The organism is Pseudochrobactrum kiredjianiae, from assembly GCF_030362795.1.
GTDB classification, from domain to species: Bacteria; Pseudomonadota; Alphaproteobacteria; order Rhizobiales; family Rhizobiaceae; genus Pseudochrobactrum; species Pseudochrobactrum kiredjianiae.
Genome location: NZ_JAUCBM010000014.1, coordinates 53,300 through 73,569, shown reverse-complemented (window position 1 = coordinate 73,569; position 20,270 = coordinate 53,300). Strand labels below are relative to the sequence as shown.

General features: G+C 50.5%; 19 protein-coding genes and 3 pseudogenes. 5 read left to right on the top strand and 17 right to left on the bottom strand.

Going from position 1 to position 20,270, the window contains the following annotated elements; genetic code table 11:
• A pseudogene (locus QUF18_RS17740) lies at window positions 1–247 on the top strand (IS6 family transposase); the annotation flags it as partial.
• Window positions 248–627: 380 nt separating this feature from the next.
• A complete protein-coding gene (locus QUF18_RS17735) occupies window positions 628–918 on the top strand; it encodes a MobA/MobL family protein (protein WP_289388597.1) in 291 nt (96 codons plus the stop codon).
• Window positions 919–1,177: 259 nt separating this feature from the next.
• On the opposite strand, the gene QUF18_RS17730 is transcribed toward QUF18_RS17735, so the two are convergent.
• The 3 genes and pseudogenes from QUF18_RS17730 to QUF18_RS17720 form a co-directional block, all read right to left on the bottom strand.
• Complete coding sequence (locus QUF18_RS17730) at window positions 1,178–2,074, bottom strand: DMT family transporter (RefSeq protein ID WP_289388596.1); 897 nt, start codon at window positions 2,072–2,074, stop codon at window positions 1,178–1,180.
• Window positions 2,071–3,096: a fatty acid desaturase family protein gene (locus QUF18_RS17725; RefSeq protein ID WP_289388595.1), complete on the bottom strand. Its 1,026-nt coding sequence runs from the start codon at window positions 3,094–3,096 to the stop codon at window positions 2,071–2,073. The genes QUF18_RS17730 and QUF18_RS17725 overlap by 4 nt, the downstream gene beginning before the upstream one ends.
• A gap of 138 nt (window positions 3,097–3,234) precedes the next feature.
• A pseudogene (locus tag QUF18_RS17720) lies at window positions 3,235–3,935 on the bottom strand (IS6 family transposase).
• A 132-nt stretch (window positions 3,936–4,067) separates the two neighbouring features.
• On the opposite strand from QUF18_RS17720, the gene QUF18_RS17715 reads away from it, so the two are divergent.
• On the top strand, window positions 4,068–4,751 hold the full coding sequence (locus QUF18_RS17715) for a LysR substrate-binding domain-containing protein (protein WP_289388594.1): 684 nt from the start codon (window positions 4,068–4,070) through the stop codon (window positions 4,749–4,751).
• Between the two features lie 21 nt (window positions 4,752–4,772).
• On the opposite strand, the gene QUF18_RS17710 is transcribed toward QUF18_RS17715, so the two are convergent.
• The 12 genes and pseudogenes from QUF18_RS17710 to QUF18_RS17655 all read right to left on the bottom strand — a co-directional run bounded on the left by QUF18_RS17710 (window position 4,773) and on the right by QUF18_RS17655 (window position 18,032).
• Window positions 4,773–6,542 carry an ABC transporter ATP-binding protein gene (locus QUF18_RS17710; protein ID WP_289388593.1) on the bottom strand — a complete coding sequence of 590 codons (1,770 nt, stop codon included), beginning with the start codon at window positions 6,540–6,542 and terminating at the stop codon, window positions 4,773–4,775.
• Window positions 6,539–7,498, bottom strand: coding sequence for an acetamidase/formamidase family protein (locus QUF18_RS17705; protein WP_289388592.1), 960 nt, complete (start codon window positions 7,496–7,498; stop codon window positions 6,539–6,541). The genes QUF18_RS17710 and QUF18_RS17705 overlap by 4 nt, the downstream gene beginning before the upstream one ends.
• A gap of 6 nt (window positions 7,499–7,504) precedes the next feature.
• Window positions 7,505–9,133 (bottom strand): ABC transporter substrate-binding protein, encoded by a 1,629-nt coding sequence (locus QUF18_RS17700; protein ID WP_289388591.1) that lies wholly within the window; start codon window positions 9,131–9,133, stop codon window positions 7,505–7,507.
• A 23-nt stretch (window positions 9,134–9,156) separates the two neighbouring features.
• The gene (locus QUF18_RS17695; protein WP_289388590.1) at window positions 9,157–10,077 is read right to left on the bottom strand and encodes an ABC transporter permease; all 921 of its coding nucleotides are present in this window, start codon (window positions 10,075–10,077) and stop codon (window positions 9,157–9,159) included.
• Entirely contained in the window at window positions 10,077–10,916 is an 840-nt protein-coding gene (locus QUF18_RS17690) for an ABC transporter permease (RefSeq protein WP_237122109.1), read from the bottom strand. Before QUF18_RS17690 ends, QUF18_RS17695 begins: the two co-directional genes overlap by 1 nt.
• A gap of 34 nt (window positions 10,917–10,950) precedes the next feature.
• A complete protein-coding gene (locus QUF18_RS17685; RefSeq protein ID WP_353074552.1) occupies window positions 10,951–11,559 on the bottom strand; it encodes an ANTAR domain-containing response regulator in 609 nt (202 codons plus the stop codon).
• Window positions 11,559–12,635, bottom strand: coding sequence for a transporter substrate-binding protein (locus tag QUF18_RS17680; protein ID WP_289388589.1), 1,077 nt, complete (start codon window positions 12,633–12,635; stop codon window positions 11,559–11,561). The genes QUF18_RS17685 and QUF18_RS17680 overlap by 1 nt, the downstream gene beginning before the upstream one ends.
• Window positions 12,636–12,850: 215 nt before the next feature.
• Window positions 12,851–13,597 carry an autotransporter domain-containing protein gene (locus QUF18_RS17675; RefSeq protein WP_289388601.1) on the bottom strand — a complete coding sequence of 249 codons (747 nt, stop codon included), beginning with the start codon at window positions 13,595–13,597 and terminating at the stop codon, window positions 12,851–12,853.
• Window positions 13,598–13,642: 45 nt separating this feature from the next.
• Complete coding sequence (locus QUF18_RS17670) at window positions 13,643–13,840, bottom strand: hypothetical protein (RefSeq protein WP_289388588.1); 198 nt, start codon at window positions 13,838–13,840, stop codon at window positions 13,643–13,645.
• 173 nt (window positions 13,841–14,013) lie between these two features.
• A pseudogene (locus QUF18_RS17665) lies at window positions 14,014–14,636 on the bottom strand (IS6 family transposase).
• A 384-nt stretch (window positions 14,637–15,020) separates the two neighbouring features.
• Entirely contained in the window at window positions 15,021–15,470 is a 450-nt protein-coding gene (gene cueR / locus QUF18_RS17660; RefSeq protein ID WP_289388587.1) for a Cu(I)-responsive transcriptional regulator, read from the bottom strand.
• A 60-nt stretch (window positions 15,471–15,530) separates the two neighbouring features.
• Window positions 15,531–18,032, bottom strand: coding sequence for a heavy metal translocating P-type ATPase (locus QUF18_RS17655; RefSeq protein WP_289388586.1), 2,502 nt, complete (start codon window positions 18,030–18,032; stop codon window positions 15,531–15,533).
• Between the two features lie 160 nt (window positions 18,033–18,192).
• On the opposite strand from QUF18_RS17655, the gene QUF18_RS17650 reads away from it, so the two are divergent.
• Window positions 18,193–18,387 (top strand): heavy-metal-associated domain-containing protein, encoded by a 195-nt coding sequence (locus QUF18_RS17650; RefSeq protein ID WP_289388585.1) that lies wholly within the window; start codon window positions 18,193–18,195, stop codon window positions 18,385–18,387.
• Between the two features lie 14 nt (window positions 18,388–18,401).
• The gene (locus tag QUF18_RS17645; protein ID WP_289388584.1) at window positions 18,402–18,584 is read left to right on the top strand and encodes a hypothetical protein; all 183 of its coding nucleotides are present in this window, start codon (window positions 18,402–18,404) and stop codon (window positions 18,582–18,584) included.
• A gap of 87 nt (window positions 18,585–18,671) precedes the next feature.
• Here QUF18_RS17645 and QUF18_RS17640 read toward each other — a convergent pair whose 3' ends face one another.
• Both QUF18_RS17640 and QUF18_RS17635 read right to left on the bottom strand, forming a co-directional pair.
• On the bottom strand, window positions 18,672–19,700 hold the full coding sequence (locus QUF18_RS17640; protein WP_289388583.1) for a 2Fe-2S iron-sulfur cluster-binding protein: 1,029 nt from the start codon (window positions 19,698–19,700) through the stop codon (window positions 18,672–18,674).
• Window positions 19,697–19,987 (bottom strand): glutaredoxin family protein, encoded by a 291-nt coding sequence (locus QUF18_RS17635; RefSeq protein WP_289388582.1) that lies wholly within the window; start codon window positions 19,985–19,987, stop codon window positions 19,697–19,699. The genes QUF18_RS17640 and QUF18_RS17635 overlap by 4 nt, the downstream gene beginning before the upstream one ends.
• Window positions 19,988–20,270 lie beyond the last annotated feature (283 nt).

Genomic DNA, 20,270 nt, shown 5'->3' with positions numbered 1-20,270 from the left:
TTTGGCAAAGGCGGATGTGGCACCCAGCCTCGATCATTGGTCGCACAAAGGCCTTAATAACAGGGCTGAGAATAGCCGTTTGCCATTTCAAAAACAGGAGCGAACAATGCAAGGCCACCGATCGCCGGGAGCGTTGCAACGATTTGTGGCCATGCACTCCGCCACCCGCAATCGCTTTTCAGTTCCATCGCACCGCCGTGCTGCACAAACAATTCGCTACCATCGCCTCGAAGCGTTCGAGGCATAGAGAATTGCAGCTTGTCTCATCTGAAAATTCAGAACCCCGCAGCAGGCTCGCCATCCACACTTAACGTGACAACACCACATATGTTGCAAAACCCTCCCCTGTTATCGCGCCAGAAATAGCATAATCAGCAAGGCTCGGGAAACAGATCACCTGCAACCCAGTTGTGCAGACGCCAGATCTTGCAAGATAGGAGGAGATGGTGTGATCAATCGATCCAAGACGAGAGGCATACCAAGAAACCCATGGTTGTTCGGAACTCACGTTGCGGAAACCATCTTGGCCAGCGTTCATGTGCGAACGCATTAATAGGCCGCATATATGGGCGCAAACGATCTGATCAAGTCATCAAAAATAGCTTGCGAGAGGGGAGCCGTCCACATATGGGTTGGACCCGAGTTGGTGCGGGGGGCTCTGTACGGGAGTTTGCAGCGCGGGGGATGGTGGCGGAGATCGCCGTGCATGCGCCGAGTGATGTCGGGGATGAACGCAATCATCACGCGCATATCATGCTGACAACGCGGGAGATCGGTGCTGATGGCTTCACGGTGAAAAACCGCGACTGGAACGGGGTGGAACTGCTGGAAGGCTGGCGTGAGAGTTGGGCGCAAGAGATCGACGGTGCTATGGAGCACTATGGTGTGGGGGGGGGCGGTTCGATCATAGAACATTAGCGGCGCAGCGCGAAGAGGCTTAGGAGATGGTTGCAGGAGTCACGGAACGCGGTGACGAGCATGAGGCACAGGAAGCGGAGTGATTGCGTCTGCAGCAGTTGGAACAACTGCGTCAAGAGCGCGAGCACTTGAGCGAGGATCGCGGGTTGAGCTTGTAGGTTACATGCGATAAATGACCGTCCTGCCGATGCCGAGTGGGTCTACGATTAAGCCGAACATCCCTACAGCGCGGTCTGTTCGGCCTAATCAATTGCCAGCGCTATGTAGCGTTCGGTATAGCCTCCGGCTCTTTCTTCAGCGCCAAAAGCAGCCCTATCATAATACACGCTGCCCCTGTCCATCCGGCCATGCCGAGTTGCTCCCCGAATAGAGTGAAAGCAAGTATTGTTGCAAACAGTGGATCGCTCGTTTCAATGATTTGCACACCGCTGGCTTCGCCTGTCTGTACGGCTTTTGTCGTAAAATAGAACCCGCCAATTGTCGGTAGAAGCACCAACCCAAGGATTACAGCCATTGTTGTCATACTAGGCACAGAGAAGCCATCAATCAGCACTGGTACTAGCAAATAGAGGCTGCCGAAACCAAACAGCCAAACAAGATGGGCTAGCCCGCTTCCTATACGGAAGAGTTTAGAAGTGAAGATGAAAAGCGCGTACCCTAGCCCTCCTAGCAATGCGAGGAGAATTCCGAGAGGGCTCCCGGATACGCCAGTCTCGAATGAGTATATCAGATGCACTCCGTAAATGATCAACGCGAATGCGATCAAGCGAAATATGCCGATTTTCTCTCCAAGGAATATCGCTGAGAGGACAATTGTTATACCGCCTGCAGCGTAAGTTAGAAAAGATACCAGAGGGATGCTTGCTTCTTTAAAAGCCCATGTTTCAAAGAAGTATAAGCAAAATATTCCCAAGAATGCCAGAACAAAAAACTGAGGTGCTTTGCTCTTCAGAGATATTAATTCTCTTCTTCTTTCAAAATTTGTATTACAGAAGCCAAGTAGTATCAGAAAGGCTATGAAGCATTTCAAGAATGCAATCTCATGATGAGATGCTCCGTCCATAAAGCCTAATCTATTGAAGGGGCCGATCGTTCCGTTCAGAGCCGCCGCAGTTAACGCAAAAAGCTCGGGGCGCATGCGCAATATATTTTTCATATAGTCATCTCCGCATACGACGACATTACATGCGTATTTGCAGGCCGAAACGTGTGATAGTTAATTATGTAGTCCAGTAGGCTGATACGTGATGGATGGCCGGACGTGAAAATTCCCCCCCAAATATCGTCCCAGATTCGGAATTCTTCATGCTCTCGTAGAATCGTAGTTGCCTTTTTTAGATTCCAATGGGGTATCCCGGGCAGCAAGTGGTGTGTAAGGTGATAGTTGTCACCGTGTGTTCCTATGAAAAACGCTTCTACAGGCGAGGCGTATCTATTTCGAGAAGAATAGCTGGGATCGACAGATGAGCTTTTCATCATAGGAAAATGTTCGGAGAGTTCGCTGAACCAACCAATAATCGGGTATACGATTACGAATGGAATCCACCAGTACAGCACAAAATAACTGAGTGCATTCAGTTGGTACATCAAGATAGATAAGATAGCGTGAAAGCTCACCACAGCAATCGTCTCAACGCGATGATCTCTTATTTGAAGTGGCCCAATTAGGCGGTCTTTGAGCAAAAACCATATATATTTGATGGTTCTTGTCCCAAGAATGGGACCTAAGACGTAACGGCCTATGAAGACAGAGCGGCTTTGTTCTACGTACACACTTTCCGCTATCATATAACGAAGATCAGGATCGTCGACTTCCTCTCCGATTTTCGAATGATGATTAAGGACATGTGATTGCTTGTATGCACCAAATGATTGAAGGATCGTCCAGCCACAGATCAACCGCCCGATGCTGGTATTGAGGAAGTGTTTCTTGAACAATGTTCCGTGTGCAGCTTCATGTAGTAAGCTTGCCAATGCCCGTTGGCGAGCTCCTATTATTAAGACAGATAGCGGATATAGCCAAAACGATAACAATATTGGCAGCGTTATCGCTATAGATATCCAAATAATATCCTGCCATAAGGCGATAAAACCGTGGTAATTATCTCTTTTATATAAATTTTTTATACGCTTTTTTTGTTCAATACTTAGACTTGGCTTGAGAAAATCCTGATGCAATTCTTCCTCCAATAATTATATATAAAATATAATTATTATTGGCACAATTTATTCGTACATTCTACTCCATGATATAGGGATGGGTGGGTGTTGTCACGTTAAGTGTGGATGGCGAGCCTGCTTCGGGGTTCTGAATTTTCAGATGAGACCAGCTGCAATTCTCCATGCCTCGAACGCTTCGAGGCGATGGTAGCGAATTGTTTGTGCAGCACGGCGGTGGGATGGAACTGAAAAGCGATTGCGGGTTGCGGAATGCATGGATACAAACCGTTGCAACGCTCCCGGTGATCTGTGCCCCTGCATGGTTCGCTCCCGTTTTCGAAATGGCAGGTGGCTATTTTCAGCGCTGTTGTTGAGGCCCTTGTGCGACCAATGAACGAGGCTGGGAACTACATCCGCTTTTGCCGCACCATAGAAGCGGAGTTTATCGGTGACGATCCGTCTGGAAACAAAGCCATAGCGCTTCATCAATGCTACAAGCAGACGTTTAGCAGCCTTTTGTCCCGTCGCTTTTGCAATATTTCTTCGAGAACGGTGCCGTGCTGATCGACTGCGCGCCAAAACCAGAACTTGGTTCCAGCACATTTCACCACGACTTCGTCCAGATACCAAATATCGCCGGGGCGTGCTTGTCGCCGCCGTAGAATACGAGCAATCTGAGATCCAAACTTTGCGATCCAGCACCTGATAGTTTCATAGGAAACGTCCATCCCACGCTCGAGAAGCATTTCCTCAACTTCACGCAGGCTCAGGTTGAACCGCAGATAAAGCCAAACGGCGTGCGCAATGATCTGCCGTGCAAAACGGTGGCGCTTGAAATTGATAACTGGTGTTTGCATCACTGAAATTTACGACCAAGCTGCCACGCAGGCAACCGCAAACCGCTTAACGTGACAACACCGTTTGAACGCTCTCCGGCTGTTTATAAAATTACCGAAGCGAATCAACAACTTGCGGAGGAAGTTCAGCAAATGGAAAGCGCGGTCATTCGTATCCGCACGGATGTTTCAGCAGAAGTAAATGTTCTTGCGGAACCTATTCGCCTGACCATGCCGGAGGGTTTTTCCTCAAGTTTTTTCGTACGCAGACTAAACCATTTGCCAGCAGAACTGACCGCAGTTCGTATTGAACTGATCGCAACCCCTTCTGTTCTGAGTTTGACCAAACGTGAGGCGGATATTGCGATTATGATGGAGCGTCCGACACTCAGACCTTTGGACTCACGAAAATTGTGCGATTATGAATATGGTTTATATTGCAGCCGTAGCTATCTGCAATCGCATGATAATATCGCTGCTCCATCAGATATCGACCGCCATTTTGTCATTGGCTATATTCCCGATTATCTGCCGACACCGGCGCATGATTATTTGCGCGATTATCTGCCCCACCGTGATGCAGATTTGCAGGTTTCGAATATTCTGACGCAGGTAGATGCAGCCTGTCAGGGATTGGGTGTAGCCTTGCTGCCATGTTTTATTGCCGATAATCATCCTGAACTGGTGCGGTTGCTGACCGGAGATATTAGTTTCGTACGGTCATACTGGATCGTAACACACGAAAATCCGCGCTATCCTTCACGCACTCGCTCAATCAAAGACTTTATTGTCGGGCAGGTTGAAGCCTACCGGACAAAGTTCCGGCCATCATCATAGCATAGACTGCAAAACAAGATTTTAGCGGGCAACGAGATGCCCGCCGCCGATATCCACCAGCTGAACCCGTTCCGGCTGTTGTCCTGCTTTCCAGACGGGGCTTGGAATATCTCCGGTCAGGCGTGAGACCTCACAACGTTCGCGGCGCGGGTCAGGCACCGGCACTGCAGCGAGCAAGCGTTTGGTATAGGCATGTTGCGGATTGCTGAACAGCTGTGCGCGTGTTCCCATTTCCACAATCTGTCCCAGATACATCACAGCCACCCGGTCGGAAATATTTTCGACCACGGCCATATCGTGACTGATAAACAGATAGGTGACGCCGGTTTCTTTTTGCAGGTCACGTAGCAGTTCCAGCACTTTGGCCTGAATTGAAACATCAAGTGCAGCAACGCTTTCATCGCAGACGATCAGTTTTGGTTTGAGTGCCAGAGCACGCGCAATACAAATACGCTGGCGCTGGCCACCGGAGAACTGATGCGGATAACGGTCATAAACTGCGGCAGACAGCTCCACCCGCTCCAGCAATTCGCAGACCCGCGCTTTTTGTTCTGCAGGCGTGCCAATACCGTGAATAACCAATGGCTCACGAATGAGCTCGCCAATGGTCATACGTGCATCAAGCGCCGCCATCGGATCCTGAAACACGATCTGTAATTCACGGCGTATCGCTTTACGGCCTTTATGATCCAGATCGCTCAGTGCCTGACCGGCAACCTCAATGCGGCCGCTATGTTGCACCAGTCCGACCAGAGCTTTCGCCATAGTGGATTTACCGCAACCGGACTCACCGACCAGAGACAGAGTTTCTCCCCGATAAATATCCAGCGACACATGCTCAACGGCATGGACATTGGCAGCAACACGCCCCAGCAAGCCTTGCCGTATGGCAAATTTTACCGACACATCATCGTAGCGCACCAGTACTTCGCGATTGTCATGCAGGGGGCGCTTGGCACCGGTGCCAATGCGCGGCACGGCCGCCAGCAGGTCTTTGGTATATTGTTCCTGTGGTGCGTCGAACAGATCAACCGTTGTGGCCGTTTCTACCATCTGTCCCTTGCGCATGACAATAACACGGTCGGCCATTTCGGCGACAACGCCCATATCATGGGTAATCAGAATAACAGCAGTGCCCAGTTCCTTTTGCAAATCGCGCAACAAATCCAGCACTTCGCGCTGCACAGTCACATCAAGTGCGGTTGTCGGTTCATCGGCAATCAGCAGTGCAGGGCGCAGGGCGATGGCCATCGCAATCATCACGCGCTGACGCATGCCGCCTGACAATTCATGCGGATATTGTTCAAGCCGGCTTGAAGGCTGCGACAGACGTACAGACCGTACGGCTTCCAATGCGCGGGCGCGTGCTTGGGAGACAGAAAGCGGCTCATGCGCGCGAATTGCCTCAACCAGCTGCCGCCCGATTGTCATTACCGGATTGAGCGCAGTCATCGGCTCCTGAAAAATCATGGCGATACGGGCACCGCGTATGTCCTGCATTTTCTTCTCGGGAAGGCCGGTCAGCTCCACATCACCAAAGTGAATGGAACCGCCGGTCACCCGCACCTGAGGCAGCGGTAACAGCCCCATACAGGCAAGCGAGGTAATCGACTTGCCTGAACCGCTTTCCCCTGCAATTGCCAGTGTCTCGCCGCGACGCAAATCGAAACTGAGCCCCTGCACAAGCGGTATCAACCCGTCTTCAGAACGGGCGGAAACCTGTAAATTCCAGACGGACAGAACGACATCCGCCGGAGCATCAACAACGGGAGAAAGCAATGCAGCACTCATTCGAATACAACCCTCGGAAAGTAGAAGCTGACAACAACATTCGGCATATCCACGATTTCCGAGATACGCAGATCACCGCAGGTTGAAACCAGCATATAGGCGTCAACCGGATCCATTTTCTGTGTGGTGGCCAGAAGATCGACCATGTTTGCCACCGCATCACGTGCCGCAGCCCAAAGATCAGGGCCGATACCTGTCGTGACTTCATAGCCTTTGGCATCAAGATGACGTGTCACCGGTCCCGGTGTGGTGAAACGTGGAGTTTTCAGCGGCTGATCTTTGATGAGATCAAATGTCAGAACCACATCAAACGGACTTTCAATTGCAGTGCCGCAAACTTCACCATCACCCTGCGCAGCATGCGTATCACCGACGGAGAACAGTGCCCCGTCCACTTCAACCGGCAGATAAAGGGTAGTGCCTGCCGCGAGATCGCGGATATCTAGATTACCGCCGACGCGGCGTGGCGGAACAATCGAATGATGGCCTTTTTCCGCGAGTGCGTTGCCGATTGTACCCGCAAAAGGCTTGAGCGGCACACGACCATGCTTGCCAAACAAAGCCGGTTCCATGCTGGAGGCATCAAACTTCCAGATCTGCAAGGCAGGGTCAGGGAACTGATCTGTCAACAGGCCGAAGCCGGGAATATTCGCAGTCCAGCCAAAGCCTGCACCTTCGCGAAGCTGCGGTGTAAAGCTTTCAATGGTAACTTTCAGCACATCACCCGGTTTGGCGCCGTCTACAAAGATCGGGCCGGAAACAGGGTTGATCTTAGCAAAATCCAGCGCTTTGACATCCTCGACGGTAGAATGGGGGCCAAGCTGGCCCCCTGAACTATCAAGGCACTGGAACAGGATCGTTTCACCCGGTGCGACAGTCAATGCAGGTGCAAAGCTGTTATCCCAGCCAAAGTGATGCTGATGCGCATGGATCGTGTGATTGCAGTGCTTGCACATGCGTGCTTACTCCTTGATATAAACGTAATCGTAATTCACCGGAATAGAGACCGGATCGACATACAGGCTGTCTTCGCCGCCCATACGTGCTGACTTCAGTGTGAAGCGCTGTTCGTTAAAAACCGGTGCCCAAGGCGCGTCTTCCATGACTTTGGTGTAAACTTCTGACCATTTTGCCAGACGTTCATCGGCTTTCGCCGGATCAACAATGGAGTCTGCTTCTGCTGCCTTTTTATCAAGGTCTTCATTGCAGTATTTCGACCAGTTCCAGCCGCCTTCCACAGCGCCGCCGCAACCAAGGATTGGGCCATAGAAATTGGCCGGATCAGGGAAGTCAGCAATCCATGCCATGCCGCCGGACCAGACCATTGGTGCATTGCCTGCTCCACCAGCCTCAATCACATTGGCCTGTGCAAGAGATTTGATACCGGCTTTAATGCCGATTGCCTTCAGATCCTGCTGGATAGCCTGCGCAATACGCGGGTTCGGGTCGGTATTCATGACATAAAGTTCGGTCTCGAAACCATCTGCATAGCCTGCATCTGCCAGCAGTTTCTTGGCAGCTTCCTGATCATAGGCATAGCCTTTATAATCTTTTGTGTAGCCCGGCATGGATGGCGGTAATGGCTGGGTGGCAGGCACGGCACGACCATTGATGACCTGAATGATACGGTCTTTATTGATGGCTATATTGACAGCGCGGCGCACTTCTACCTTGTCAAAAGGCGCTTTGGTCACATTCATGGTGATATAGCCGGTATGAAGCTGGCCGCCTTCAACGACATTTTTAGCCTGCTCCGGATCTTTCATCACCTCGACAAATTTTGCCGGCGGAATACCGTCACCCGGAATATCAATCTCACCTTTCTGCGCGCGCAGCAGGGCAACAACCGGCTCCTGACCAACTTCTACGGTGAAGCTGTCGAGATAAGGCACACCGGCAATCCAGTAATCAGCGTTCTTTTCAAAAACGAGGCGCTGGCCGAGTGTCCATTCAGTCAGTTTGAAGGCACCGGTGCCGACAGGTTTTTTACCAAAATCTGCGCCTGCGGCTTCAACGGCTTCTTTCGGCACGATGAAAGAGAAATTCAGCGCCATAATGTGCAGGAAAGTTGCATCCGGACGGGCGAGCTTAATCACAACCGTATTGGCATCTGTTGCACTGACACCGGAGAGCGCTGCGGCTTTACCGGCGGCGGCATCTTCATAGCCTTCAATCATAGAGAAGAAGCCCTGTCCCGGAGACTGGGTTGCCGGATTGACAACGCGGTTCAGGGAGTAGACCACATCATCCGCGGTCAATTCGCGGCCGTTGTGGAATTTAACGCCTTTGCGCAATGTGAATGTATAGGTTTTGCCGTCTTCGGAAATGTCGTATTTCTCAGCCAGTCCCGGACGCAGTTCCGTGGTGCCCGGCTTATAATCCATCAATCCGTCAAAGACCGATTTGATCATCGACCAGTTCTGCCAGTCATAGCCGACCGCCGGATCAAGTGTTGCCACATCGTCCTTATAGGTGACGATCATATTGCCGCCTTGCTTCGGCTCCTGTGCATTGACTGGTACTGCTGCCTGCAGTGCCACTAAGCCCGTCAGAGCAGTCGCCAAAGCGGTAGAAAGGAATAGTTTCTTCATTGCCTCACTCCTGTGTAAAGTATTCAACGTAGCTTGATGCGCGGATCGATAAGCGGGGAGATCAGATCGGCGATGAGATTGCCCAGCACAATGCCGCAGGCAGAGACCAGTGTGACGCCCATGATAATCGGGATATCCACGCGCTGAATGGCCTGCCATGCAAGCTGCCCGATACCGGGCCAGCCGAAGACGCTTTCCACCACCACAATACCGGACATAAACATGCCGATATCGATACCGATCATTGCGATAATCGGCAGAATGGCATTGGGCAAAGCATGGCCGAAAATTACACGGCTGCGGCCAAGTCCTTTGGCGCGGGCAGTGCGGATGAAATCCGCGCGCAACACATCAATCATTGATGAGCGTACAATGCGCGAATACCAGCCAGACCCGAGAATACCGAGCGTTAAGGCAGGCAGAACAATGTGCGAGAAGGTACCGTAGCCGCCGATCGGGAACCAGCCGAGGGTGACTGCAAAGATAAACAACAACAACAGAGCGACCACAAATTGTGGTGCCGAAACGGTCATGAAACTGGTCAGCATCAATGCATTATCAAGTAGCTTGCCACGATTGAGCGCCGCAACAATGCCGAGCGGCAAACCAATAAGCAACTCGCAGATAATTGCCGCAACCAGCAATTGCAATGTAGCGGGCAAACGGGACAGAATAAGGTCGGTTACTTCCGTCTTCTGCAAATAAGAACGACCGAGATTGCCATTGATCAGGTTCCAGAGATAATCGCCATATTGCACGATAAACGGCTGATCCAGCCCCAGCTGCTGCCGGATACTGGCTACTGTTTCAGCCGTGGCGGAGCGTCCGGCTATTTGACGTACGGGGTCGGCAGGCAGCACATACAGCAGCACAAAGGTAATGAAGGAAACGCCGAGCAGGATCAAAGCGGACTGGATCAGGCGGCGCACAATATAGGCAAGCATCAATCACGCCCCTGTTGTGTCGGATCGAGAATATCGCGCAGCGCATCACCGACGAGGTTAAAGCCAAGCGCCAGCAACAGAATTGCTGCACCCGGAATGAACACCAGCCATGGTGCGGACTGAAAATAGGTCTGATTTTCGAAGATAATATTGCCCCAGGATGGTGTCGGCGGCTGCACGCCAACGCCTAAGTAGGACAATGTTGCCTCCAGCAACACAGTGGTAGAAATACCCAGTGTGCCCCAGACAATCAGTGTCGGGATCAGATGCGGAAGAATATGCAGAAACAAAATGCGGCCATGCCCTGCGCCCAAGGTTTTCTCGGCTGCAATATAATCACGTTCCGCCAGTGAAGAAGTCTGGGTGAAAATAACCCGTGCCGTCTGCACCCAGTTCACAAAGGCAATCACCATTGCCACAATCCATAAGGATGGTGAAAAAATCGCCGCCAGACAGATTGCCAGCAGCAATGCGGGAAATGCCATCATCAGATCGGTAAAGCGCATCAGTACGGCACCGGTGATACCACGGAAATAACCGGCAGTGACGCCAATCAGCGTGCCGATCAGCAAAGCCGCACCATTGGCGACAACGCCGATAACCAGTGATGTCTGCGCACCATAAAGCAGACGCGAAAACAGATCGCGCCCAAGTAAGTCAGTGCCGAACCAGAATTGTTCACCCGGCGGCATCGGTGCACCTTCAATCGTCAGTCCTTCAAAAAACTGTTCATTCGGATCAAAAGGTGCAAGCCACTGGGCAAAAACCGCACCGCCAACGCAGATCAGAATGATCAACAGTCCGACGACAGCAAGCTTACGCTGCAATAAACGCCGCATGATAGAAGAGCCACGCTTTGGTGCTGCAAATGGTTCAGGCGATATCGATGCGTCTGCCATTTTGGGCGCCCCTCTCTGTAGAATGATTGGCGACAATACGTTCAGCGGCAGTTTCAATAGTAACCTGCCATGCCATGGCGACCTGCCGCAGAAGATCATAGGCTTCAGCTTCGGTTTTGCCCTTCATCATGGAAATCATAACGGCCTGCACAATGGTTTGTCGGGCAGATAAGCGGCGTTCCAAATCTGCAATGAGAGCTGAAGATGCTTTGACCTGATCGAAATTACTGCGTGCCACCAGCAATGCTGCATAAACACCTTTATCGCTGACCGGCTTGAGCAGTTGCGCATGCGCGCCCATATCCATTGCCCATTTTAAACGACCCGGAACTTCTGAGCCGATCAGGGCAATCATAGGCATGGGCGAGTGTCCGGCATTCCACGGAAATTGCTCATTATGACCGGTGTCAGCATCATAAAAGATGAAATCGGCGTTCAGTGCCTCAGCGGGCAACTCAGGCCATGCTTCACGCACTTGCAAGCCAATAACACTTAGTTGGCGGGTAAGCCCCTGAATTGACGGGTGAGGGCGATGGAGAATCCATGCCGTAGCGCCACCGAGATTTTCTGTTCTGATCCGCATCAGGCGATCACCTTCAGAAAACTGCTGCTTTGTGGGCGAGGTATATAACGGGTCAAATAAGGATCTGCCCGCTGAGCCGAAAAGCGCTGAATTTCTGTAAAATGGTCGCCTTCGAGACGCGCGATGATGACAGGTTGTGCAGCATGAAGATTGGTTGGATCGAGCTTAGGCTGATAGCCGTCTTGAGAGGCAGCACGTACCAGCTCCGATAAAGACAGTTTTTCCGCTTGCGGCCGATTATGCAAAAGGTTTGCCAGTTCATGCACAGCTTGCCGCGACATTTCCAGCAATGATCCGCCTTGACCGTTTTCAGGCTCGAACCACGGGCCCGCAGAAATCAAACCTGTGGCTGCACCATTGGCAGGAGCGATTTCGCATTCCGTAAAGTTACAGGACAAAACCGCCGGACTGTTCACGGAACCAAATTCAGCTTTCAGACTGACCAACCGCTCCAGAAAAGCATAGGAACTGTCACCAACCAGAGAGTTTAGGATAAAATCCGGCTTCAATACGCGAATGTCATTGATAATATGATCGAGTTCTGTGTCGCCGATCGCCAGATAACGGTCGCCGAGAACAGCTCCGCCCGCATAGGTAATTTGCTCACGGGCAATCCGCGCCATTTCCCAGCCCCAAATATAATTCGACCCGACGAAGTAGGCTCGCTTACCCACGACAGGTAGTGCCCAGTCCAGCAATGGCAACAAATGTTGATTGGGGCATGAATGCATATAGGCCACGCGTTCCGAGGCTTCAAAACCTTCGTAAGGCAGCGGATACCACAAGACGCCGTCGAAACGCTCAAGCTCGGGAATAACCTCTTTACGGGAAGCGGAGGTTACGCAACCAAAAATATGACGGGCTTGAGAGTTTTGCAAAATGTCGCGACAGAGTGGTGCATAGCGATCTATTTTACCTTCAGGATCACGTTCAACGATATGAAAGCGGACGTCGAGGCTGGCATCTGCATTGATCTCTTCAACGCCTTGCAAAACACCGGCACGGCTCGCGCACGAAATCGCAGCATAATTGCCGCCTTTTGATTGTAATAAACCGATTTCGATGGTGCGCTTCATTTTCTCCCCCCAGAAAAATGAAAAACCCCGCTCATTCCCATTCTAAAATGAGAATTGACGGGGCTTGAATGCCATTTATGACAGAACATTATATGTCTGAGATAATTATAGCAAGATATGTAATGAAAAATATTATTTCAGGACATATTGTTGCGTCTCGGTATTTGTAAAATTCAACCCCTATCATCAATCATGATAGGGGTTGAATGGGTGGTTTAAAAAGCGTATTTCAATTTAACTGACAAATTGCCGCCTTCACGCTTGCCGAGGAAAGCGTTGCCTTTGAAATCAACGTTCAAACGGTCATTTGCGGTTGGCTGGAAACGGACGCCCAATGTCCCGATAGTTGTAAAACCACGAACACTTGGGGCATCAATATCGAAACGGCCATAAGTTTTACCAGTAGCTTTGCCGTTGAACTCATATTCCATGCCTAAACCGGCTAAAAACGACCAGTTTTGATTATAGTTATACTGATTTTCTGCATTCAGACGGATACGATTAGATGTAAGCTTGTTGAAATAAAAATTATCACCAGCTATAGTCACATCATGACTATCAGTTTGTGTCCATAGATATTTCAGTGAAGTATTGAGTTGATTGGCATCGTTCAGCTTCACTGAATAACCGGTGCCGATATGCGCACTCATATAGTTTTCGTTTAAGGTATAGCGTGCTGCTTCTCCTGTTGCAGCGTTATGAATATCCGAGGTTTCGTGTTTCGTACGCAGACGCCCACCACGGAATGATGCATCCATGTAAAAGCCGTTCAAGAAATCATAATAACCATAGAGACCTGCGCCATAGTAACGGTTGTCACCTTTACCATGAATATCTGCCGCATCCGCAAAAGAGTTATAGGTGTCATAATCCGTTGTACTATATTCAACAAAAGCGGCAGCTGTTAAGTGTTCTGCCTGATAGCTCAATCCTGCTGTGACAAGTGCACCGTTGGCATCAATATGGGAGCCGGTTATTTGTATGACCAGAAGCCTGAACGAAAGGCACTAAGCCTTTATGCTGGTTAAGAGCATTAATCCAGAAAGATTACCCTCCAGCAATGATTTGAGTTGAGGATTTACCTTGAGATCCAGATTTTTCGGGCCCACCGGATCATGTCCATTTTGAATAATAGCAATAACCTGATTTTTATCGTTCTCAATTTTTGTTTCTACATCATACAGCAGGGAAATACCTTGCTGCACTTGTTTAATGTCCTGAGATAAATGGCCTTGACCTTCTCCCTGAATGTCACCCTGCACAAGACAAATAGTTGTGTCGCAAATTTTCAGTAAGTTAAAAGTGTGCTTATCCTTGGCCGTAGTTATGCTGCGAGCTCGGCAAAGACTTGAAATGGTGAGCGGTTGTCATTGGCGAACTAGTTCTTGCGGATCATGTGGGCTACTTCGATGCCTGCGAGGGTCGCTGAGGCTGAGTGAAATGCCTTGAAGCCCAACATGTGTTTGGTAATCCGCTTGATAATCCGGTGATCCAGCTCAAGGATGTTGTTGAGATATTTAATCTGCAGGATTTCAATCATCTTGCTGTGCCCCGTGATTTTTAGGATTGTTTTTACAGCTTGTGATCCGGCCAGATTGGCTCCGCTTTTATCAATGACAATTTTGTCTGGAATATCGTTGCTGGCCATAGTTTTCTGGAAGAAACGACGTCCAGCACTGAGATTTCGGCGTTCTGAGAGAATGAAATCAAGAGTTTGTCCGTCACGATCAATGGCCCAGTACCCATAAGTCCATTGTCCTTTATATAGGTTTCGTCAACACGCCCGAAACTGCCCGTGGGGGCGCGCAGCTGAGCTTGCGCGGCGATCTGCGGTGAATAGCGAATAACGTATCGGTTCAAGGTGGCGTGATCGACGGATACGCCGCGTTCGGCCAGGATCTCCTGAAGGTCACGTTAGGAAACCGGATAACGGACATAAAAGAATACAGCATGCAGAATTACACTTTTGGGGAAATGAGCCCCTTTGAAATCAACTGTCATGCGCTTCAGCCTTACCCAATGACATAAACTGACTGGCACATAGCTTAGCAAGAGTAAAAATTTTGCGACAGAACCGGCTTGAATTGCTGATGCTTGCCGCGGCCCATTCTGGAGCGCTTAACCGCTCGCCAATTCAGATCGTTGCAGAACTTGCAAAACATCCTTTATTCCGCTTAAAGCTGTACCAGTGCTGTATAAAGCCATTGTCTTTATACAGCACTGGTAAAAGCATTTTTGTAGCGCTTGTATAAGAGAAGCAAGTACCAACATTGAGTTTGACGGGATGCCTGACAGTTCGGCCAAATGTTCTGGCAGCATCAAGGGCGCGTTTATGTGTCGGGGCCGATAATATCATCGTATAGCGGCAGAGTTAGTGTTCTCGTTTCATTGCAACCGGCGATCCACAGCGCCACGCCTTGGCCGGATAGAGAGATCTTCATCTTCCGGATCTGTCTCGAGGCGCTTCAGGATCGGGCAGTGAGGGCGGTGATCTCCCTGACAGGCATTGACCAGCATTGACAGTGTGTTGGACATATCCTGCAAGGCTTTGATTTTAACTTCGAGTTCGTCAATATGACCTTGTGCCATACGCTTTACCTCTGAACTTTGGCGTGAGTCATCTCGCCAGAGGCTGAGCAGGTCGCTGATTTCCGCAACAGAAAACCCCAGATCCCGTGCCCGCCTGATGAAGCGTAGCATATGGATATCGGTGTTGGAATAATCGCGATAACCGGAGGATGTCCGGTCAGCGACCGGTACAAGGCCGATTTGTTCATAATAGCGGATCATTTTGGCAGATACGCCGGATGCTTTTGCTGCCTGACCAATATTCATTTCGTTTTCCTTTAAACATTGTGCAGCCGGTCACTTTCACTGACCGGCTGCAATGTTATGTCAGCTGGCAATTTTGAACGAGCGCAGACGAAGCGCGTTACCCAGCACAAACACACTGGACAATGCCATGGCTCCGGCGGCAAAAACCGGTGAAAGCAATATGCCATAGGCAGGATAGAGCAGGCCTGCAGCAACCGGCACCAGCGCTGTATTATAAGCGAAGGCCCAGAACAGGTTCTGCCGGATATTGCCGATGGTTGCTTTTGACAAGGCAATCGCATTCGGCACGCCCTGTAAGCTGCCGGACATCAGCACAACGTCTGCCGCTTCAATGGCGATATCAGTTCCTGTGCCGATGGCCAGTCCCACATCCGCTTCGGCCAGTGCCGGAGCATCATTAATGCCATCACCGACGAAAGCAGTCTGACCATATTGAGCTTTGAGACGACGGATAGCTTCGACTTTGCCATCCGGCAGAACTTCAGCCACAACCTCGTCAATACCCAGACGTGCTGCAATCGCTTTGGCTGTGCGGGCATTGTCACCGGTAATCATTGCCACTTTGAGGCCGAGATTATGCATGGCTTTAATGGCCGCAGGTGTGGTTTCCTTGATCGGATCGGCAACAGCAATGATGGCTGCCAGCTTGCCGTCGATTGCCGCATAAAGCGGGGATTTACCTTCATTGCCAAGCCGTTCAGCAATTTTGGCAAAAGCAGATACATCATGGCCGAGTTCGGTCATGTAACGGTCGGCGCCAATCTCAATGCGTTTGCTATCCACTACCGCTTTGACACCGAAACCTGTTACCGATTCAAAGTCAGATACGGGTGACAATGTAAGCCCTTCATCTGCTGCCGCATCAACAATGGCACGGGCAATCGGATGTTCCGACTTGGCTTCTACTGCTGCAACAAGTGCCAGTACATTGGCACGATCGAAGCCATTTGCCAGTTCCAGATCCGTCAGAGCAGGTTTGCCTTCAGTCAGCGTGCCTGTTTTATCGAGAGCAACAACCTTGGCATCTTTGAGCAATTGCAGCGCTTCGCCTTTACGGAAGAGGACACCGAGTTCCGCACCGCGACCGGTACCGACCATGATCGAAGTTGGCGTGGCCAGACCCATAGCACACGGGCAGGCGATAATCAGAACGGCAACGGCATTCACCAGTGCGAAAGTCAGTGCCGGTGACGGACCAAGGATGAGCCATGCGGCAAATGTCAGAGCGGCAACTGCAAAGACAGCCGGTACAAACCACATGGTCACTTTATCGACCAATGCCTGAATTGGCAGTTTTGAACCTTGTGCTTCTTCAACCATACGGATGATCTGGGACAGGACAGTGTTGCCGCCGACAGCCGTGGCACGATAGGCGAAGGCACCTTTCTGGTTGACAGTACCGCCGACGATCTCACTGCCAATGGATTTTGCCACAGGGATCGGCTCGCCGGTAATCATGGATTCATCGACATAGCTGGTACCTTCGGTGACTTCACCATCAACCGGCAGACGCTCACCCGGACGGACTTCAACAATATCTCCGGACACAACATCATCAATCAGCAGATCAACAACCTGACCATTCCTGCGTACGCGTGCGGTTTTAGCCTGAAGACCGGCCAGACGCTTGATCGCCTCGGAGGTGCGTCCTTTAGCACGTGCTTCCAACAAACGGCCGAGCAGGATCAGCGTGACAATAACGGCTGCCGCTTCATAATAGACATTGATAGTACCGGCGGGCAGGAAACCGGGTGCGAAGGTCGCGACCAGCGAATAACCGTAAGCTGCCAGTGTACCAACGGCCACCAGCGAGTTCATATCCGGTGCAAAACGCATAAGCGCCGGAAGCCCTTTTTCATAAAACCGGATACCCGGAATGAAGAGTACCAAAGTTGTCAATACATACTGGATATACCAGTTCCATTGCATGCCGATGGTTGATTCAATCAGCTCGTGCACACCCGGAATAATATGCGATCCCATTTCCATAAGAAAAACAGGAAGTGTCAGAACCGCCGCTATAGTAAAATCGCGGGTCAGTTCACGTCGCTCGGTTTCTTTTCGCTCTGCCCGTGCGTCATCCTCATTGCTGCTCTGGTTAACTGAACTTGCAATTGGCTTGGCTTCATAACCGGCATCAGCAATGGCGGCGATCAGGTCTGCTGTATTCGCTGTTCCGTGAATAGTTGCGCGTTCTGTTGCCAGATTGACCACAGCATTTGTGACACCTGAGACAGCCTTCAATGCGCGCTCAACACGGCCGACACAGGATGCACAAGTCATGCCTTCTACGGAGAGTTCCACGGGGACGGTTGCCGCAGGCATTTGCGCAGGCACGGAGTAACCAGCTTTTTCGATGGCTTCGATTAATCTCACGCGTGGGACAGTTGAGTCGGTTGTGATATTCGCGCGCTCTGTTGCCAGATTGACCGACACAGTTTCAACGCCTGGCACAGCTTTCAGTGCGCGTTCAATGCTGCCGACGCAGGATGCGCAGGTCATCCCTTCAACAGGGAGAGACACAGTTTCAGATAAGTCTTTTGCTCGAACGGGGGCATTCATAGCCGCCTCCTTTGCGTTCCGAAATTTAAGTTCGGTACAAACATGAGGCTTCCAACAATTGGAAGGTCAAGAGCAAAAAAATCTTTGTTTTCGCTCTTGACCTTTCCATGGTTGGAAACCCCATCTTGATGTCATGAGAGCCAAACAAAGGAGAAATCTCATGGAACTGAAAATTGAAAATATGACCTGCGGCGGTTGCGCTAAATCTGTAACTAAAGCCATTCAGTCGGTTGATGCTAATGCAAAAATCATGACTGATCCGGCGTCTCGGCTGGTTAAAATTGACACTACAGTCAGTTCGGATGCCTTGCAGAAAGTTCTCGATGAGGCGGGTTATCCGGCAACTGTCAATTAAACAGGTGTAAGAGTATGAACAAACTGAGCCTTATTCTTATTGCAGGAGCACTTGCTGTGAGTGTCGGGTTGGTTTTTGCCCAGAACCAAATGGACATGAAGCCTGAGATGCAAGGTCATTCGATGCAAGAGATGACTATGCCGGGTCAGGCAATGCGGACAGAAGACGCGACTTCTGAACCAACACCGGTTCCGTGACAGGCTAGAGCATAATTTAAAAGTGCCAGAGCGCCGTATATAAAGAACCCGCTGAGATCATATCACAGCGGGTTTTGTTGTTTGTTTTTACTCTGCAATCGCGACTATTGGCTGAGCCTCGGGTGTGAAGAATACATCGGCATGCATATCCTCTTTTTGTAGTCCGCGGGCAAAAGTAACCGCCATTGCTGCATCCACCATTAATGGCGGCCCAGCAACATAGGCCTTCCATCCACTGAAATCAGAAATGTCCTGTGCAACCGCGTGGGTTACAAAACCGCTCCGGTAATGTTCAGAGCGCGCTTCTGATAAGACCGGTGTGAAAGACAGGTTAGGGTGTATTTCTGTCAGGCCGCGAAAATGTTCTGTGAGATACAGATCACGTTCGGAGCGTACGCCGAAATAGACATGAATCCTCTGTTTCATGCCATGGGCAAGTGCGGTTTCTACAATAGATTTGATTGGGGCAAGTCCTGAGCCTCCGGCGATACAAAGGATCGGGTCGGTATGCTGTTGCCGCAGAAAGGAAGCCCCTAAAGCGACTTCCATTTTGATAGGGTCACCGGTTTTTAAGGTCTGATGCACATAGCCGGATGTGATGCCACCGGGGACATGGCGGATATGAAATTCGAGGCAGTTTTCACCGGAGCGGTTTGCCATGGAATAGCTGCGGGAGGGTACGCCGTTAAAGCTGAGTTCAGCATATTGGCCTGCTTCGAAATTCAGCGGCAAACCATTTTCAGGCGTGACCTGAACCAGCTTGATATCATGGGTGAGATTTTCAATACGGGTAACAATGCCTCTTAAATGCTGGGCAGGTTGCAGCTCTTCATGCTCTGCACCCAGCCACGCCACAGCTATATCCGTCAGTGGCACCGAGCGGCATGCGAGAATTAATCCTTCGGCTTTTTCCTCGTCCGAGAGAGCGAAACGGGAGTGCTGAAGCATTTCTACATCTCCCTCGATGAGGCGGGTTTTGCAGGCGCCGCAGCGGCCGGATTTGCAACCGTGAGGATAGGAAATGCCTGCTGCAAGAGCTGCCTCCAGCAGGGTTTGTCCCTCAGTACAGGTCACACTGCTGCGGGTTTGGCGGATATCAATGCGTTTTGAGGTCATGGTTGTGCCTCGGATGTTTCCATCTGTGTATCTGATAAACCAAGTGCCTTCATCAGTCCGGGTTTCTGGCTCGAAAATGTGCCGTAAAAAACCTGATCGCCGACAATACTGATCGGTGCAACACGCACACCGGTACGTGTTTTGGCTTCTTCTGCGATCAGCGGATCGGTGAGATCACGTTCTTCATAAGCAATCTCTTGCTGGGCGAGCCAGCGTTTGAGCGCATAGCAATCAGGGCATGTCGGAGTTGTATAGATGAGGAGTTGCGGTGTACCGGCATTCATCATTTTGCCTTTCTCTAGTATTGGAAAAAGTTCCTCTGAAAACAGCGACTGAATTGTACTGACAGAACAACATTGCAGGCACGATACGGCTTCCAGCACTTGTAAGGTCAAGAGCTGTGTCGGGCGAAAAAAAACGGAACGTCGCAAAGCGGGGAGAGATGTTTATCGAAGCAAGACAGATTTTTTTTGTTTTGCTTTTAAGGCTCTTGACCTTTCCATCGTTGGAAACGCCACCTTCATAAAAATTGAGTGCGGTATCTCCTGAAGATGCCTTTATGAAGGTAAA